The sequence below is a fragment of the Azospirillum formosense genome (genome assembly GCF_040500525.1).
In the GTDB taxonomy this organism is placed as follows: domain Bacteria; phylum Pseudomonadota; class Alphaproteobacteria; order Azospirillales; family Azospirillaceae; genus Azospirillum; species Azospirillum formosense_A.
Window position 1 is genome coordinate 569,450 of record NZ_CP159405.1, and the last position, 17,358, is coordinate 586,807.

Genomic DNA, 17,358 nt, shown 5'->3' on the forward strand with positions numbered 1-17,358 from the left:
TCGCCTGTTATCCTTGCGGGAAGCCTCTCGCGCCACGGGGTCCGGGCATGGAAGAAAAGCTGATCGCCTACATCGGCCGGTTGAAGGAGCAGATCGCCACGCTGCGCTCCGCCGACTTCACCACCCCGGAGGAACGGGTGTCCTGCGAGGCGGTGGCCGACAGCCTAGAACTGGTCGTGCGCGAGTTGACGGACCTCATCGAGATCCGCTGACCGGCGCCCCGATGCCTTCGTGAACCCCGGCGCGCTCCAGCGTCACGGGCATCGCGTTGGGTGGCCACAGCGTGTCCGGGGCGAGGCCGAGCCAGCGGCACAGCGCGTGCCACGTGCCGGCGTGCGCCACCACCAGCGGCGGCCGCCCGTCCGCCGGAACCGGCAAGCCGTCCAGCGCGGCGGCGACGCGGGCCTGGAAGGCGGTGAGGCTTTCACCGCCCGGAACCTCCTCGCGCAGAAGGTCCGCCGGCACGGCGCCGCCCTCCAGATCGCCCCAGCGCCTTTCTTCCAGACCGGGGACGACGGTCACCGGCAGGCCCAGCGCCGTGCCGATGACGCCGGCGGTTTCCCGCGCGCGCCGCTGCGGGCTGGAATGGATGGCGGCGACCGGGCTGCCCTGGGCGGCCAGCGCCGCGGCGGCGGCGTGGGCCTGCGCCAGCCCGCGCTCGGTCAGAGACACGTCGCGCGACCCGGCCAGCCAGCCGCCGACGTTGCTCTCCGTCTCGCCATGCCGGCAGAAGACGAGGCGGTTCAACACGCCGAGGCCGCCGGCAGCGCCCCCGTCAGGTCGCCGAAGCGCTCCAGGATGCCGTCGTGGGGAAGGCTGTCGAGCGGCACCCGCGCGTAGCCGTAGCGCAGCACCAGCACCCGCGCCACCCCGGCGGCACGGGCGGCGGCCACGTCATGCTCGTTGTCGCCGACGAAGACGGTCTCCTCGGGCCGGACATCCATCAGGGCGAGCAGGCCGAGCACCGGCTCCGGCGAGGGCTTGCGGCTGGGGAAGCTGTCCCCGCCGACGACCGCGGTGAAGCGGTCGGCGATGCCGAGGTCGGCGAGCAGCCGCCGGGTCGCCGCCATCGGCTTGTTGGTGCACACCCCCAGTTTCAGCCCGGCCGCGGACAGCGCCGTCAGCGTCTCCGCCACGCCGGGATAGAGCGCGCTGTGGGCGCTGGGGTCGGCCTCGTAGATGGCGAGGAAGCGGCGGGTGTGGGCCGCCGTCTCCTCCGCTCCGGGCAGGCCGCCGGTGGCGGTCAGGACCCGCTCCACCAGCTTGGCCACCCCGTCGCCGATGAAGGAGCGCACCGCCGGCAGATCGACCGGCGGGCGGCCCAGCTCGGCGAGCAGGGCGTTGGAGGCGTGCATCAGGTCGGCGGCGCTGTCCACCAGCGTGCCGTCGAGGTCGAAGGCGACGGCGCGCAAGGACTTGCGGTTGGGAAGGCTGGTCACCGGAGTGCGACTCCTATCGGCGCAGGAAGCGGGCCTTGTCGGCCGCGAGGTCGAGGGTGATCGGGGTGTCGGTCGGCAGCAGCGCGTCGCCGGCCTGGTGCGGGGCGTCAACCTGCACCTGCTGCCCCCCGATGTCCACCGCGTAGCGGATCGAGGCGCCCAGGAACTCGCGGTGCCGCACCACGCCCATCAGCCGGACATGGCCATGACGCGGCGGCCCTCCGTCCTGACGAATAGACAGGTTCTGCGGCCGGAACATCAGCTTGCCCTCGGCCCCCGGCTCCACGCCGTGCGGCAGCGGGATCGGCACGCCGCCGCCAATGACGAAGGCCGTGCCGCCGCCGTCCACGGCGCGCACCTGCCCCTCCAGCACGTTGGCGGTGCCGAGGAAGCCGGCGACGAACAGGTTGGCCGGGTGGTCGTACAGCTCCTGCGGGGTGCCCACCTGCTGGACGATGCCGTCCTCCATCACCGCGATGCGGTCGCAGATGGTGTTGGCCTCCTCCTGGTCGTGGGTGACGAAGATGGTGGTCAGACCCAGCTTGCGCTGCAGGCTCAGCAGCTCCTGGCGCATCTGCACGCGCAGCTTGGCGTCCAGGTTCGACAGCGGCTCGTCCAGCAGCAGCACCTTCGGCTCGATCACGATGGTGCGGGCCAGCGCGACGCGCTGCTGCTGGCCGCCGGACAGCTGCGACGGCCGGCGGTCGGCCAGATGCTTCAGCCCGACGAGGTCGAGCGCCGCGTCCACCCGCCGCTCGATCTCCGCGCGCGGCACGCGCCGCTCCTCCAGTCCGAAGGCGACGTTGCGGCGCACCGTCATGTGCGGCCACAGCGCGTAGCTCTGGAACACCATGCCGACGTCGCGCTTGTGCGCCGGCAGGCCCGAGATGTCGCGCCCGCCGATCGTCACCTGCCCGCGCTGCGCGATGTTGAAGCCGGCGATCAGGCGAAGCAGCGTGGTCTTGCCGCAGCCCGACGGGCCGAGGAAGGCGAAGAACTCGCCCGGCTTGATGTCGAGGTGGATGTCCTTCAGCACGCGGTGGCTGCCGTAGGACAGGTCCACGCCGTCGATGCGGACGCCGACGCTCTGCATGCCGGCGGCCAGGGAGGCGGGGGAGAATTGATGGTTCATGGTGGCGGTTCCCCTCAATGGTCCTGGCCGCGCTCGCGCCGGCCCCGCTCGATGATGACATGCGACAGGTAGGTGCCCAGCCCGACGATGACGACGGCGAAGACGCCCAGCGCCGCCCCCGGCCCGCGCCCGGCCGCCGACTGCATGTAGACGTAGAGGCCGTAGGCCAGCGGCGCGTCGCTCTGCGAATGGACCAGCATGATGGTCGCCGACAGCTCGACCGCCGCGGTGGCGAAGCTGGTGACGAAACCGGCCAGGATGCCGCCGGACATCAGCGGCACGACCACGCGGCTGATGGTGCGCAGCTTGGTGGCGCCCAGATTCTCGGCCGCCTCCTCCAGCGAGTTGCTGACCTGCTGCAGGGCCGCGGTGCAGGCGCGCAGCGCGTAGGGCAGGCGGCGGATCGCCAGCGCGAAGACCAGGATCAGCCAGAAGCCGGACAGCGGCTGCCCGGTGAAGGGCATGGGCACGTCGTAGAAGCTGCGCAGATAGCCGATGCCCAGCACCACGCCCGGCACCGCCAGCGCCGCCATGGCGATGTAGTCCAGCCATTGCCGGCCCGGCAGCTTGCTGCGCAGCACCAGATAGGCGATGGCCGTGCCGATCACCACGTCGAGCAGCGCCGCCAGCGAGGCGTAGAGCAGCGTGTTGGTGATGTACTGGCCGCTCTCCAGGAAGACGGTCCCGTAATGCTTCATCGTGAAGGCGTCGGGGAACGGGCTGAAGGACCAGATCGTCGCGAAGGACAGCAGCGTCAGGCCGATGTGCGGCGCCAGCACCAGCACCAGGATCAGCAGCACGACCGCGTAGGCCGCGACCTGCTCCAGCGGCTTCATGCGCCGCCGCGCCAGACCGCCGCCGCCGCGCTGGACGGTCGCGTAGTCCTTGCCCTTCATCGCCAGCGCCGACACCCACAGGGCCAGCAGCGAGCAGACGATCAGCACCACCGAGATCACGTAGCCCATCGGGTCGGCGATGCCGATGGAGGAGATGCGCAGATACGCCTGCGGCGCCAGCATGTCGTTGACGTTGAGCAGCAGCGGCGTGCCCAGATCGTCGAACACCTTGATGAAGACCAGCGACGCGCCGGCGACGTAGCCCGGCATGGCCAGCGGGAAGACGATGCGGCGGAACAGCCGGAAGCCGTGGCAGCCGAGGTTCTGCGCCGATTCCTCCATCGCCCGGTCGATGTTCTTCAGGCTGGCCGACAGGTTGATGAGGATGAACGGGAAATAGTGGATGCTCTGCACGAAGATGACGCCGTTCAGCCCCTCCATGAAGGGAATGGAGATGCCGAAATGGTCGCGCAGCAGCAGGTTGACCGTGCCGTTGCGCCCGAACAGGAGCTGCATCGCCACGGCGCCGATGAAGGGCGGCATGATCAGCGGGATGATGCCCAGGCTCTGGATCAGCACGGCGCCGCGGAACTCGAAGCGCGTCGTCAGATAGGCCAGCGGCAGGGCCAGCGCGCTCGCCACCACCACCGACATGGCGGAGACGTAGAAGGAGTTCCAGAAGGACCGCATGAACAGGTCGTTCTGGAAGAAGTCGGCGAAGTTGATCAGGGTGAAGGCCCCGGTCGTCTTGTCCTGGAAGGCGACGAAGATGACCTGGACGACCGGCACGACGAGGAACAGCAGCAGGAACAGCGCGATCAGCACAGCCGCCACCGCCGGCCCCGGCCGCACGCGCGCGATGCTTTCGCGCGTGAGCGCAAGAGACGTCATGGTTCAGCCCAATGGTATCGGGGGAGAAGGCGAGGCGGGGCGCCCGCGCGGGGCGCCCCGTCCGTCACGCTCGGGTCAGCGGGCCAGCGCCAGGGCCTCTTCGGCCTTCTTGCGGGCGGCGGCGTAGTTCTCCTTGGCGAAGGCGGCCCACTTCTGCTCCACCTGCGCCTGGCGCTCCGGCACGGCGTCGGTGGCGCTCTTGCGCTCCACCGTGAAGGCTCCGGCGAGCTGCGGGTCGGCGGCCTCCTGGGCGGTCACCGGCATGGCGGCGACGAGGTCGCGCGCCTCGGCCAGCAGCGCCTTGGCCTTGTCGTTGGGCTTCTTGGCCAGGGCGGCGTCGGCCTGATGGATGGCGCGGGTCGCCGCCTTCAGCCCGTCGAGCTGGAAGGTGATGAGCTGGTCGAACAGCGCGTCCACCACGTTGTAGCGGGCCTGCGACACCTCGACGTCGAAGTTCACCTGCGAGCCCAGCGAGGTGTCCTTGAACGGGTTCGGGTAGTCGGCCGGGGCCTTGGCGTAGGTCGCCGGGTTGACCGGCAGGCGGCGGATCGCCGGCTGCAGCAGAACCTCCTGGCCCTGCGGCGACAGGATGAAGTCGACGAAGGTCTCGGCGGCCGCCTTGTTGGGGGCGTTCTTCACGATGCCGATGTTGGCCGGCACGATGGTGGTGACCGTCGGGTAGGCGAACTCAACCGGGAAGCCCGACGCCTGGGACGACAGCGCGAAGAAGTCGATCACGATGCCGATACCGAAGCTGCCGGAGTTGACGCCGTCCGGCACGCCGAAGCTGCGCTCGGTGATGGTGCGGTAGTTGCCGGCGATCTCCTTGTTGGTCCGCCAGCCCTTCTCCCAGCCCTCGCCCTGGAGGATGGTCTCGATGGTCAGGTGCGTGGTGCCGGAGCGCGACGGGGCGGAGATGGCGACATGGTCGTAATAGACCGGCTTGGCGAGGTCCGACCACTCCTTGGGGGCCGGCAGCTCGTTGGCCTTCATGTAGCGGCTGTTCCACATGATGCCGTAGCCCGAGGCGGCGAAGCCGGCGTACATGCCCTCCGGATCGTTGATCGGGTAGGCGCCGACCTTCTCGGGAATGCCCTCGACCTTCGGCTTGTAGGCCTGCAGCAGGTTGGCGCCCTTCAGGACCTCGAAGGCGTCGGGGGCGGAAGCCCAGAACAGGTCGGTGCCGTTGTTCGACGCCGTCTCCTGGAGGTACTTCACGCCCGCGTTGGTGTTGCGGTTCAGAACCTCCAGCGTGACCTTCGGATAGGCCTTCTGGAAGGCCTGCTGGAAGGCACTGGTCAGGTCCTTCGGGAAGGACGTGACGACGACCAGCTTGCCCGACGGGTCCTGGGCGAAGGCGGCGGTGCTGGAAGCGAGCAGGACGGCCAGGGCGGCCGCGACGCCGTGCAGCGTGCGAGACATGGAATGGTTCCTCCCAATGTTTTTCTGCCGCTCTTTCAGCAATCCGCGTGCCAGACCGTTCGCGGGCGAATTCACTGGGGTTGCGGCGGGAGGATGGGTAAGACCGGTAACATCGGCCGGGAGCGATGGGTAACGGCGGGAACAGGGGCGGTCCAGGCTCCGGCCATCGCCGCGCGCCACGGCGGATCGGCAGTCCACACCCCCGGCCACAAAGAAGGTGACGCCGCGGTCAAAAGCGTTACCGCCATTCCAAGTATCCAACCTCTCCTTGAATGGGTTGACCCGGCGCATCGGCGATTCGCCCGAAATATTTAAAACAACAACCGACCAAACGAACTCCGTAAACCCCTGACAAAAAACAAAACAGCCGCCATCTCCGCACAAACATCACCACATTCTGAAAAACATTGTCGTTTATTGGACAAAACAACACACCTTGACCACCAACCGGCATTGCTATTTCACTTGAACATCTCCCCGATCGGCGATGCACGCAGGAAGAAACCTTTCAAAGGATTCCCCATGTCATGGCTTCACTCGATCGTCAACCAAGCCCCGGAAATTGCGTTATTTCTTTCCCTGGCGGGCGGCTACTGGGTCGGTAAGTTTCAATTCGGCAAGTTCCAGCTCGGCGGGGTTGCCGGATCACTGCTGGTCGCCGTGGTGATCAGCCAAATCGGCGTTTCGATCGACAACGGCGTCAAAGCGATTCTCTTCGCTTTGTTCATTTACGCGGTCGGCTTTGAAAGCGGTCCGAAGTTTTTTCAATCGCTGGGACGGCAGTCGATCCGCGAAATCATCCTGGCGGTGGTCCTGGCGGTCAGCGGTCTGGTCACCGTCGTGATCATGGCCCGCCTGACCGGCCTCGACAAAGGTCTGGCGGCGGGCATCGCATCCGGCGGGCTGACCCAGTCGGCCATCATCGGCACGGCCAGCTCGGCCATCGGCAAGCTCGGGCTGCCGGCGGAGGAGGTGCAGCGCCTCCAGGGCAACGTCGCGGTCGGCTACGCCGTCACCTACATCTTCGGGTCCTTCGGCGCCATCCTGGTCTGCGTCAACCTGCTGCCCTGGATCATGAAGCGCAGCATCCGCGACGACGCCATCAAGGCGGAAACCGCGATGCTGGCCGGCGCCCATTTCCTGGCGCGGGGCGAGGAATACGCCATGCCGCCCCTGGTCGGGCGCCTCTACCAGATCGAGCGGGCGGCCGGGCGGACGGTGGCGCAGATCGAGGCGGACTCCGCCGACGGTCCGGTCAGCGTGGAACGGGTGAAGCGCAACAACGCGCTGATCGGGTTGCAGCCGGACTTGCGGCTGGAGGCCGGGGACGTCGTGCTGCTGGTCGGACGACGGGCCGGGGTGGTCGGTCTTGCCGACCGGCTCGGCCCGGAGCTTCAGTCCTCGCAGGGCATGGACCTCATCATGCTGGTGCGCGATGTGGCCATCACCAACCCCGCCTTCGTGCACCGCAGTGTCGCCGAGATCCGCAAAGCGTCCTCGGCCAATCTGTACCACGGCGTCTATGTGACCGGCATCAAGCGGAGCGACCGGCCGCTGCCGCTCGCTCCCGACACGGTGATCGAAGCCGGCGACGTCGCCACGCTCTACGGCACCGCGGAGGATGTGCAGCGCGTCGCCGCGTCGGTGGGGACGGAGGTCATCGCGAGCGACAAGACCGACTTCATCTACCACGGGCTGGGGCTGGCGCTCGGCCTGCTCGTCGGTCTGGCCGTCATCCGCATCGGCGACATCCCGCTGACGCTGGGCAGCGGCGGCGGCGCCCTGCTGGCCGGTCTGCTGTTCGGCTGGTACCGCACCCGCAACCTCGCCATCGGGAACATGCCGACGCCGGCCTCCACGCTGCTGCGCGACCTGGGTCTGGCCGGCTTCGTCGCCGTGGTCGGCCTCCAATCGGGCCGGCAGGCCGTGAGCACCGTGGTCGAGAGCGGGCTGAGCATCTTCCTGGTCGGCGTGGTCGTGACGCTGGTGCCGATGATCATCACCCTGCTCGTCGGCCGCTATCTGCTGCGCTACGACAACGCGGCCATCTTCGCCGGCGCGCTCTCCGGGTCGCGCAGCGCCAACCCCGCCTTCGGCGAGGTGCTCGACAAGGCCGGCAACTCCATCCCGACCGTTCCCTTCGCCATCACCTACGCGCTGGCGAACGTCTTCCTGACCCTGCTGGGGCCGCTGGTGGTGGCCTTCGTGTAATCCAGACGAGGAGTTCCCCTGATGGACTCGATCGATTACAGCCGATACGCGAAGCTCAGTCCCTTCGAACTGAAGGACGAATTGATCAAGCTCGCCTCCGGCCGCGAAAACCGGCTGATGCTGAACGCGGGGCGCGGCAACCCGAACTTCCTGGCGACGCTGCCGCGCCGGGCCTTCTTCCGGCTGGGCCTGTTCGCGGTCGCCGAGGCCGAACTGTCCTTCTCCTACATGCCGAACGGCGTCGGCGGCCTGCCGCGGATCGAGGGCATCGAGGGCCGGTTCGAACGCTACGTCTCGGAGCATCGCGACCAGGAGGGGGTCGTGTTTCTCGGCCGCGCGCTGAGCTACGTGCGCGACCAGCTCGGCCTGTCGGGCTCCGGCTTCCTGCACGAGGTGGTGGAGGGGGTGCTGGGAGCGAACTACCCGGTGCCGCCGCGCATGCTGGCGATCAGCGAGGACATCGTCCGGCACTATCTGGTGAAGGAGATGGTCGGCGGCTTCCTGCCGCCCGGCAGCGTCGATCTGTTCGCGGTCGAGGGCGGCACCGCGGCGATGACCTACATCTTCAACACCATGAAGCAGAACGGGCTGATCGAGCGCGGCGACAAGGTCGCCATCGGCCTGCCCGTCTTCACCCCCTACATCGAGATCCCGGAACTCGACGAGTACGGGCTGACGGAGGTCGGCATCAACGCCGACCCGGCCAAGGGCTGGCAGTACCCGGACTCCGAGCTGGACAAGCTGAAGGACCCGGCGGTCAAGGTGTTCTTCTGCGTCAACCCCAGCAACCCGCCCTCGGTCAAGATGGACGACCGCAGCCTCGACCGCATCGCGGCCATCGTGAAGAACGAGCGGAAGGACCTGATCATCCTGACCGACGACGTGTACGGGACCTTCGCGGACGATTTCCGGTCGTTGTTCGCCGTCTGCCCCGGGAACACCATGCTGGTCTATTCCTTCTCGAAGTATTTCGGGGCGACGGGATGGCGGCTGGGGGTGATCGCCACCCACAAGCAGAACATCTGCGACCAGCGGATCGCCGGCCTGCCGGAGGAGCGGAAGGCGGCGCTCGACCGTCGCTACGGCTCGCTGGCGCCGGACGTGCGCGCCCTGCGCTTCATCGACCGGCTGGTCGCCGACAGCCGCACCGTGGCGCTGAACCACACCGCCGGTCTGTCCACGCCGCAGCAGGTGCAGATGGTGCTGTTCTCGCTGTTCGCCCTGATGGACGAGCAGGACGGCTACAAGGCCGAGCTGAAGAAGGTCATCCGCCGGCGCGAGGCCGCCCTGTACCGCGAGCTGGGCCTGCCGACGCAGTCCGACCCGAACGCGGTGGACTACTACACGCTTCTCGACCTGGAGGACATCGCGCTGAAGCTCTACGGCCCGGAGTACGCGGCCTGGGTGAAGGCGAACTTCGTTCCGAACGACCTGCTGTTCCGCATCGCCGCGGAGACCGGCATCGTCCTGCTGCCGGGCAAGGGCTTCGGCACCCTGCAGCCGGCCGCCCGCGTCTCGCTGGCCAATCTGAACGAGTACGAATACGCGGCGATCGGGCGCTCGCTGCGCGGAATGGCCGACCAGTCCTACGAGGAGTTCAAAAAACAGCGGCCGAACGGGAAGGCGCCGAACGGCCAGACGAAGCCCGGCTGACCGGCAACACAGGCGCTCACTCCTCGGCAAAGTCGCCGCGGTGGAGGCCGTGGTGGCGCATCTTCAGGTACAGGGTCTTGCGGGTGATGCCCAGCTTGTCCGCCGTCTCGCCGACCCGCCCGCCGCAGCGGGCCAGAGCGTCCTCGACGAGCTGCTTCTCGATGCGGTCCATCTGCTCGGCCAGGGGGGCGATCCCGCCGCCCCCCGCCCCGGTGACCGATCCGCCCGCCGGACCGTCGCCCAGCCCGTCGCCCAGCCCCAGGGCCATGCGCTCGGCGACGTTGCGCAGCTCGCGGACGTTGCCCGGCCAGCCGTGGGCGGCGAGGCGGGCCAGCGCCGCCGCGTCCACCGGCGGCGCCGGGCGGCGGAGCGGGCTGCTGCGGCGTCGAGGAAATGGCGCAGCAGCAGCGGCACGTCCTCCCGCCGCTCGCGCAGGGGCGGAAGCGGCACGGTCACCACGTTCAGGCGGTAGTAGAGGTCCTCGCGGAACTTGCCCTCCCCGGCCAGCCGCAGCAGATCGACCTTGGTGGCGGCGACCACGCGGAGGTCCAGCGGGATCGGCCGGTTGCCGCCGACGCGCTCGATCACCCGCTCCTGCAGCACGCGCAGCAACTTGACCTGGAGGTGCATCGGCATGCTCTCGATCTCGTCGAGGAACAGCGTGCCGGCGTCGGCGTGCTCCAGCTTGCCGATGCGCCGCCCCTGGGCGCCGGTGAAGGCGCCGGGCTCGTGGCCGAACAGCTCGCTCTCGATGATGGTGTCGGGCAGCGCGCCGCAGTTCAGGGCGACGAAGTTGCCGGCCCGCCGCCGCCCGGCGTCGTGCAGGCTGCGGGCGACCAGCTCCTTGCCGGTTCCGGTCTCGCCGAACAGCAGGACGTCCACCTCCGCGTCGGCCAGCCCGGCCACGGCGGCGCGCAGCCGCTCGATGGCGGCGGACCGGCCGATGATGCGGGCCTCCAGCGAGCCGCCGGCGGCGAGCTGCGCCCGCAGGCTGCGGTTCTCCAGCACCAGCCGCCGGTGCTCCAGCGCGCGGCGCACCACCTCCACCAGATGGCCGGGCTCGGCCGGCTTCTCGATGAAGTCGTAGGCGCCGCCGCGCACCGCCCGCATCGCCATGGCGATGTCGCCGTGCCCCGTCACCAGAACCACCGGCACCTCCGGGTCGGCGGCGCGCACCCGCTCCAGCAGGGCGAAGCCGTCCATCCCCGGCATGCGCACGTCGGTCACCACCACGCCCGGCCAGGACGGGCCGAGCCGGTCCAGGGCGTCTTCGGGCCGGGTCGTCGCCTCCACCGCGAAGCCCTCCAGCTCCAGCGTCTGGCGGCTGGCGTCCAGCACCTCGTGGTCGTCGTCGATCAGAAGAACGGTCATGCGGTGTCGCTCAGGCACGGGTCAGGGTCAGCAGGAAGGCGGTTCCGCCGGGGCCGCTCTCGGCCACCGACAGGGCACCGCCGAAGTCCCGCACGATGTTGTAGGAGATCGAGAGGCCGAGGCCCAGCCCGGCGCCCACCGGCTTGGTCGTGAAGAAGGGATCGAACACCTGCCCGGCCACCGCGTCGGGAATGCCGGGGCCGCTGTCGCGCACGGTGATGCGGACGGTTCCCTCCACCGCCTCCGCGGCTATGGCGACGCGGCGCTTGGGGGCGCCGGCCACGGCGTCCAGCGCGTTGCTCAGCAGGTTGACCAGCACCTGTTCCAGCCGCACCTCCTCGGCGCGGACGCGCAACGGCGCGCCGGGCCGCTCCTCCGGCAGATCCACCGCCAGCTCCACGGCCTCCTCGCGCAGCCGGTCGCCGAACAGCGAGAGCGCGCCCTGAACCACCGGGGCCAGCTCCACCGCCCCCAGCCGGGTGTCGGGACGGCGGGCGAATCGCTTCAGATGGTTGGTGATGTTGGCCATGCGGGCGGTCAGATCGGCGATCTTGCCGAGGTTGTTCTCCGCCTCCGCAACCCGGCCGAGCGCGATCAGCTTGCGCCCGTTGTGGGCGTAGGAGCGGATGGCCGACAGCGGCTGGTTCAGCTCGTGCCCCACCCCGGCGGCGAGCTGGCCCAGCGCCGCCAGCTTGCCGGCCTGCACCAGCTCCGCCTGGGCGTCGCGCAGATCACGCTCGGCGCGCTGGTGTTCGGCGATGGACCGCTCCAACCGCGCGTTGGTGGTGCGCAGGTCGGCGGTGCGCTCCGCCACCGTGCGTTCCAGGAGCTGCTGCGCCTCCACCCGCTCCGTCATGTCGGTCAGGGTGACGATGAAGCGCTGCTGCTGGCGCCGCCGGAAGGGGCGGATGCCCACCTGGACCGGCACCGGGCGCCCGTCCGGCCGCCGCCCGGCGGTCAGGATGGACAAGGCCGGCGCCGCGTCGTCGGGCGCGGCGCCGGCCTCGCGGAAGAAGTCCTCGACGCGCCGCGCGCCGGCGGGATCCAGCCGGTCGGCCAGCCGCCGGTCCGCGGAGCCGTCGGGCGCGGCGATGAGCGCGGCGGCCAGCGGGTTGACGAACTCGATCACCCCGTCGGCGTCGGTGGTCGCCAGCCCGGCCTGGGCGTTGTCGATGATGGCCTGGGCGTTGGCCTCCTCCACCGCGATGGCGGTGTCGCGGAAGACCAGAAGCGCCGCGGCCATCTGCGACAGCTCGTCGTTGCCGCCCAGCGGAATGTCGGCCTGGAGGTTGCCGGCGGCGATCTCGTGCGCCGCGCTGCCCAGCCGCGTCAGGCGCGAGATGATGCTGCGGTTGACGTACAGCCAGGCCACCAGCACCGCCACCAGCAGGCTGACCAGGGCGCTCGCCAGCAGGGCGGAGCGCCCCTCGGCGATGGCCTGGGCCGACCGCGCCGCGGCGGCGCGCGAGGTGCTTTCCACCGCCTGCACTTGCCGGGCGATCAGGCCGTTCAGCCGGGCCACGAGGTCGCGGTTGTCGGCGAGCAGCGCCAGCCCGCGGTCCGCCTCCGCCAGCTCCGCGCGGCGCAGCTCCGGGATGCTGCCCTCGCCGCGGGCCAGCTCCAGCAGGCGGGCGACCACCTGCCCCAGCGACACGCCGTCCGCCCAGTCCGCCAGCGTGGCGATGTCGCGCTGCAGCCGGTCGGCGGTTTCCTCCAGAAAGCCCGCGTTGTCGTCCAGGGCCTCGGCGGTGGCCAGCGTCGCGGCGCGCGCGATCAGGCCGACCGCGAGGTTGCCGTTCGCCCCGATCTGGAGCACCGCCTCGCTGCGCCGGCTCTCCGCGCGCAGGGTGCGGACGGCCTCGGCGGAGCGGGTGCCGGCCTCGACGAGGTCCAACGCGCTGTGAATGTTGAAGCGGGCGTCGGTGACCAGAGGTTCGATCTCGTCGAGGAAGTCGGCGTGCAGCCAGCGCAGCCGCTCGATGCCTTCCTGGTTGCGGCGGGCCAGCGCCAGCCGGTGCCGCACGGTGGTGTCGAGGTCGGTCAGGTTGCGGCCGAGCGCGTCCACCAACGGGCGCAGCCCGGGGACGCCGCGCTCCCCCTCCGCCGCCAACGCGCGCAGCGCGGCGAGCCGGCGGCCCAGCGCGTCGCGGATGGCCCCCAGTTCCTGCTCGGTCTGGGCGTTGGCGAGGATCGGCGCGGTCGCGATGATGCCGCCCCCCTCCTCCGCCAGACGCGCGGCGAGGCCGAGGGCGGGCAGATGACTCTCCGCGAACTCGTCCAGCGTGCCGCCCAGCCGGTCGTAGGACAGCCAGCCCAGCCCGCAGGCGACCACCGACAGCGCCGCCACCGCGACGAAGGCCAGCAGCAGCCGCGCCCGGATGCCGAACCGCACGGGACCGGAAGGCTGCCCGGACACCGTCTCCGCGGTCACGGCCAGACCCCCTCGCCGCCGGCCACGCGCAGGATGATCAGCGCGCGTTCGGCCAGGGCCAGGGCCTCGTCCAGCCGCTCCTGGGAGAAGGCCCGCCACGCGGCTTCCAGCTCCGCCTGCCGGCTGGACACGGGGAGCCCGCGCGCCGGGCGGCGCAGCGCCATGGAGAAGGCGGGGTCGGCGGCCTCCGCCGCGGTGACCGGAACGGCGGTGGCCGCCGCCCGCGCGGCGCGCAGCAGGTCGGCCGCGACCGGATCATGGGTGGCTGACCCATAGAGGGTCGACAGGCGCGCCTCGCCCTCGTGGATCAGCTGCCAAACCCGGTTCAGCGTCTTGACCCGGAAGGTCACCAGCTCGTCGAACAGCAGGTTCACCAGCTCGTAGCGGGCGCCGGACAGGGCGCGGTCGAACAGGAACCGGTCGTCGCCGGTCTCCGTCCGGTAGGGGTCGGGGTAGCCGGCGGGAGCCGCCGCGTAGGCGTCGGGCCGCACCGGCAGGCGCTGGATGTCCGGGCGGACCAGCAGCGCCTGACCGGCCGGGGACAGCAGGAAGTCGATGAAGGCCCCGGCCCCGTCCGGGTTCGGCGCGCCGCGCAGCAGCGCCACGCTGGCGGGAAGGAACAGGCTGTCGGCGGGATAGGCGAAGCGCAGGTTCTCCTCCTCCGAGCCGGCGGACTGCCCGAGGAAGTCGATGCTCAGCCCGACGCCGAAGCGCCCCTTGGCGACGCCGTCGACCACGCCGTAGCTGCGCGCGGTCACGGTGGCGAGGTTTCCGGCGATCTCCAGCCACGTCGCCCAGCCGCGCTCCCACCCCTGCGTCTGCAGGACGGTCTCGACCATCAGATGCATGGTGCCGGAGCGCGACGGGGCGGTGATGCCGAGATGCCGGGCGTAGACGGGGCGGCTCAGATCCTCCCACCGCTTGGGCGCCGGCAGGCCGTGGCGGTCCAGGTAGCGCTGGTTCCACAGCAGCCCGTAGCCCGACAGCGCGAAGCCGAGATAGGCGCCGTCCGGATCGTTGATCGGCTGGTTCCCGACGGTCGGCGGCGCCCCCGTCGGGCGGGCGGCGAGCGGCTGCAGACGCTTGGCCGCCTTCAGCACCTCGAAGGCGTCGGGAGCGGACGCCCAGAAGACGTCCACCCCATCGTCCGCCCGCTCCTGAAGCTGGCTGATCGCGGCGGTGGTCTTGGTGTTGACGATGCGCAGGCGCCAGTCGGGGTGCGCCGCCTCGAACGCCTCGCGCACCGGCTCGTAGAAGCCGGCGGGGAAGGACGTCAGCACCGTGACGGCGCTGCGGGTCTCCCGTCCGGCCGCGATCTCCGGCAGGACGGGAAACAGAAGAAGAGCGGCGAGGAGACGCCCGGCGAAGGCACGCAATCCAGTCATGGCGGGGGCCACTGTGCGGTGGCCTTCGTCCGTTTGTCCAACGGTTCCGTCACATCGTGCCAGACTCATAGCGGGCCAGACTCACAGCGGGCCGGACCGCCGCGGCCGGCCCGGCCTCACGCCGGCTCGTAGAAGCGCGCCAGCTCCGACGCCGGGACCGGGCGCCCGATCAGATAGCCCTGGAGCTGGTTGCAGGACTCGTTCTTCAGCAGGGTGCGCTGCTCCTCCGTCTCCACGCCCTCCGCCGTGACGGCGATGTCCAGGCTCTTGGCGAGCGCCAGGATGGTGCGGATGATCGACAGGGACTCGCGGTTCTCCGCCATCAGCTGGACGAAGGAGCGGTCGATCTTCAGCTTGTCGAAGGTGAATTTCTGGAGATAGCTGAGGCTGGAATAGCCGGTGCCGAAATCGTCCAGGGCGATGCGCACCCCAGCGGACTTCAGCGCGCTTAGCGCGGCCAGGGCGCGCTCGGTGTCGTCGATCATCACCCCCTCGGTCACCTCGATCTCCAGCCGGTGCGGCGCCATCCCCTCCTCCTCCAGGATGCCGAGGATGGTGGCCGGCAGGTCGGAATGGCGGAACTGGACCGGCGACAGGTTCACCGCCACCTTGACCGGATCGGGCCAGCTCCGGGCGTCCCGGCAGGCGGTGCGCAGCACGAATTCGCCGAGCTGCATGACCAGCCCGCTTTCCTCGGCCAGCGGCACGAACTCCGACGGCGGGATCATGCCGCGCTCCGGGTGCTTCCAGCGCACCAGCGCCTCGAACCCCAGCACGCGGTGCGTCCGGCAATCCTCCAGCGGCTGGTAATGGACGCTGAGCGCGCCGTCGGCCAGCGCCTGGCGCAGGTCGCGCTCCAGTCCGCGGCGGGCCTGCAGGCGCTCGTTCATCGCCGCCTCGAAGAAGCGGAAGGTGCCCCGTCCCTCCGACTTGGCGCGGTAGAGCGCGGTGTCGGCGTGCTGGAGCAGCGTTTCCGCCCCGCTGCCGTCCTGCGGGAACAGGGCGATGCCGACGCTCGCCCCGACCACCATGCGCTGGCCGTCCAGCTCGGCCGGCAGGCTCAGCGTCTTGACCAGCCGGTCGGCCAGGGCCAGCGCCTCGCCCGGCTGCGCGATGCGGTGCAGCACGGCGAACTCGTCGCCGCTCAGCCGCGCCACCGTGTCGTGGCTGGGCACCGCCTCCAGCATGCGGCGCGCCATCTCCTGCAGCAGCCGGTCGCCCGCCGGGTGGCCCAGCAGGTCGTTCACCGCCTTGAAGCGGTCGAGGTCCAGATAGAGCACCGCCACCCCGGTGCGCGCCCGCCCCGCGCTGGTCAGCGCACCGTTCAACCGGTCGAGGAACAGGGAGCGGTTGGGCAGGCCGGTCAGCAGGTCGTGGTGCGCCATGTGGCGGATGCGCTCCTCCGCCCGCTTGCGCTCGCGGATGTCGCGGACGGCGACGACGCGGGCGGGGCGGCCCTCGTGCGTGATGTCCTGCCCGTGCGCCTCGACCATCACCAGCGTGCCGTCGTCGTGCAGCAGGTCCAGCTCGACCCGCTCGGAGGTCGGCTGGGCCAGCTTGCGCTCGATGTCGGAGCGGCGGTTCTGCACCACGAAGCGCAGCATGGATTGGCCGATGAACGCGGCCGGCGGCTTGCCCAGCAGCTCCGCCATGGCGCGGTTGACGTCGAGGACCACGCCGTCGCGGTGGATGACGATGCCTTCCGTCGTGGCGTCGGCGAGCTGGCGGAACCGCTCCTCGCTGGCGCGCAGCCGGGCCGCCTCGTGCGCCGTCCTGGCGGCGAGCCGCTGGTCCATGATGGCCCCGGCGAGGCCCAGCGCCATCACCACCGTCGCCGTCACCGCGATGGCGACCGCCAGCAGGCCCGGCTCCATGATCTGCTCGGACATGTCGTGCAGCGGGTCGGGGACCAGCGTGACTCCGGCCATGCCGGTGAAATGCAGCCCGCAGATGCCCAGCGCCAGCAGGGCGGCACCGGAGGCCAGCCCCTTCAGCGACCCGATCCGCAGCGCGGCGGCGAAGCCCGCCCCGCCCAGCAGGACGCCCAGGCCCAGCGCCACCGCGACGTAAGCCGGGTCGTAATGCAGGTTGGCCGGCACCTGGAGCGCCGCCATCCCGGTGAAATGCATGGCGGTCGCCGCGGCCCCGGCGATGGCGCCGCCGAGCGGGGCGGCCAGCCGACCGCCGCCGATGGCGTGGCGGATGCCCAGCGCGGCGCCGCCGATGGCGATCAGGCTCGACAGGACCGTCAGGCCGACGTCGTAGCCCGTGGGCAGGCTCGTCTGGAAGGCCAGCATGGCGATGAAATGGGTCGCCCACACGCCGCCGCCGGTCGCCGTCGCGGCACCGGCCAGCCAGCCCCAGCGCGCCCGTCCGGCCGCCGCCGCGGCGCGGCGGGCGAGGTTCAGGGACACCCAGGCACCGAATCCACACACCGCCCCCGCCAGCAGCACGAGCCACAGATCGTGCTGCTGGGTTATGCAGGCATACACACGCATCATCCGGCGTTCATCCCGTTCCGGCGGCTCGGTGCCGCTTGATCCGATTACCTTAATCTTTTGGTACGTTAATAATCCTTTTTCGGATC

11 protein-coding genes and 1 pseudogene are annotated in these 17,358 nt (G+C 70.4%); 3 read left to right on the top strand and 9 right to left on the bottom strand.

Translation table 11 applies throughout. The features are described from left to right. Window positions 1-47: 47 nt before the first annotated feature. Entirely contained in the window at window positions 48-212 is a 165-nt protein-coding gene (locus ABVN73_RS26950; RefSeq protein WP_014199676.1) for a hypothetical protein, read from the top strand. On the opposite strand, the gene ABVN73_RS26955 is transcribed toward ABVN73_RS26950, so the two are convergent. The 5 genes from ABVN73_RS26955 to ABVN73_RS26975 all read right to left on the bottom strand — a co-directional run bounded on the left by ABVN73_RS26955 (window position 196) and on the right by ABVN73_RS26975 (window position 5,720). Continuing rightward, window positions 196-750, bottom strand: a complete 555-nt coding sequence (locus ABVN73_RS26955) for a histidine phosphatase family protein (RefSeq protein ID WP_353861639.1) — start codon at window positions 748-750, stop codon at window positions 196-198. The two genes, ABVN73_RS26950 and ABVN73_RS26955, sit on opposite strands and share 17 nt — an antisense overlap. Then, window positions 744-1,439, bottom strand: a complete 696-nt coding sequence (gene gph, locus ABVN73_RS26960; protein ID WP_353861640.1) for a phosphoglycolate phosphatase — start codon at window positions 1,437-1,439, stop codon at window positions 744-746. The genes ABVN73_RS26955 and gph overlap by 7 nt, the downstream gene beginning before the upstream one ends. A gap of 13 nt (window positions 1,440-1,452) precedes the next feature. Further along, window positions 1,453-2,571: an ABC transporter ATP-binding protein gene (locus ABVN73_RS26965; RefSeq protein ID WP_353861641.1), complete on the bottom strand. Its 1,119-nt coding sequence runs from the start codon at window positions 2,569-2,571 to the stop codon at window positions 1,453-1,455. A gap of 14 nt (window positions 2,572-2,585) precedes the next feature. Continuing rightward, the gene (locus tag ABVN73_RS26970; RefSeq protein ID WP_353861642.1) at window positions 2,586-4,298 is read right to left on the bottom strand and encodes an iron ABC transporter permease; all 1,713 of its coding nucleotides are present in this window, start codon (window positions 4,296-4,298) and stop codon (window positions 2,586-2,588) included. Between the two features lie 75 nt (window positions 4,299-4,373). Next, window positions 4,374-5,720, bottom strand: a complete 1,347-nt coding sequence (locus ABVN73_RS26975; protein ID WP_353861643.1) for an extracellular solute-binding protein — start codon at window positions 5,718-5,720, stop codon at window positions 4,374-4,376. 522 nt (window positions 5,721-6,242) lie between these two features. On the opposite strand from ABVN73_RS26975, the gene aspT reads away from it, so the two are divergent. Both aspT and ABVN73_RS26985 read left to right on the top strand, forming a co-directional pair. Further along, a complete protein-coding gene (gene aspT / locus ABVN73_RS26980; protein WP_353861644.1) occupies window positions 6,243-7,931 on the top strand; it encodes an aspartate-alanine antiporter in 1,689 nt (562 codons plus the stop codon). A 21-nt stretch (window positions 7,932-7,952) separates the two neighbouring features. Then, complete coding sequence (locus tag ABVN73_RS26985) at window positions 7,953-9,584, top strand: bifunctional aspartate transaminase/aspartate 4-decarboxylase (protein WP_353861645.1); 1,632 nt, start codon at window positions 7,953-7,955, stop codon at window positions 9,582-9,584. 16 nt (window positions 9,585-9,600) lie between these two features. Here the strand turns inward: ABVN73_RS26985 and ABVN73_RS26990 are convergent. The 4 genes and pseudogenes from ABVN73_RS26990 to ABVN73_RS27005 form a co-directional block, all read right to left on the bottom strand. Continuing rightward, window positions 9,601-10,955 (bottom strand): annotated as a pseudogene (locus tag ABVN73_RS26990) (sigma-54 dependent transcriptional regulator). A 10-nt stretch (window positions 10,956-10,965) separates the two neighbouring features. Continuing rightward, entirely contained in the window at window positions 10,966-13,386 is a 2,421-nt protein-coding gene (locus ABVN73_RS26995) for an ATP-binding protein (RefSeq protein ID WP_353861646.1), read from the bottom strand. Further along, entirely contained in the window at window positions 13,383-14,771 is a 1,389-nt protein-coding gene (locus ABVN73_RS27000) for an extracellular solute-binding protein (protein WP_353861647.1), read from the bottom strand. Before ABVN73_RS27000 ends, ABVN73_RS26995 begins: the two co-directional genes overlap by 4 nt. A 116-nt stretch (window positions 14,772-14,887) precedes the next feature. Next, window positions 14,888-17,272 (bottom strand): EAL domain-containing protein, encoded by a 2,385-nt coding sequence (locus ABVN73_RS27005; RefSeq protein ID WP_353861648.1) that lies wholly within the window; start codon window positions 17,270-17,272, stop codon window positions 14,888-14,890. Window positions 17,273-17,358 lie beyond the last annotated feature (86 nt).

What these genes read in the sequence shown, in the direction of transcription:
- ABVN73_RS26975 (WP_353861643.1), bottom strand. Translation starts at nt 5,720, where the DNA reads ATGTCTCGCACGCTGCACGGCGTCGCGGCCGCCCTGGCCGTCCTGCTC.
- ABVN73_RS26965 (WP_353861641.1), bottom strand. Translation starts at nt 2,571, where the DNA reads ATGAACCATCAATTCTCCCCCGCCTCCCTGGCCGCCGGCATGCAGAGC.
- ABVN73_RS26970 (WP_353861642.1), bottom strand. Translation starts at nt 4,298, where the DNA reads ATGACGTCTCTTGCGCTCACGCGCGAAAGCATCGCGCGCGTGCGGCCG.
- ABVN73_RS27005 (WP_353861648.1), bottom strand. Translation starts at nt 17,272, where the DNA reads ATGATGCGTGTGTATGCCTGCATAACCCAGCAGCACGATCTGTGGCTC.
- aspT (WP_353861644.1), top strand. Translation starts at nt 6,243, where the DNA reads ATGTCATGGCTTCACTCGATCGTCAACCAAGCCCCGGAAATTGCGTTA.
- ABVN73_RS26985 (WP_353861645.1), top strand. Translation starts at nt 7,953, where the DNA reads ATGGACTCGATCGATTACAGCCGATACGCGAAGCTCAGTCCCTTCGAA.
- ABVN73_RS26950 (WP_014199676.1), top strand. Translation starts at nt 48, where the DNA reads ATGGAAGAAAAGCTGATCGCCTACATCGGCCGGTTGAAGGAGCAGATC.
- ABVN73_RS27000 (WP_353861647.1), bottom strand. Translation starts at nt 14,771, where the DNA reads ATGACTGGATTGCGTGCCTTCGCCGGGCGTCTCCTCGCCGCTCTTCTT.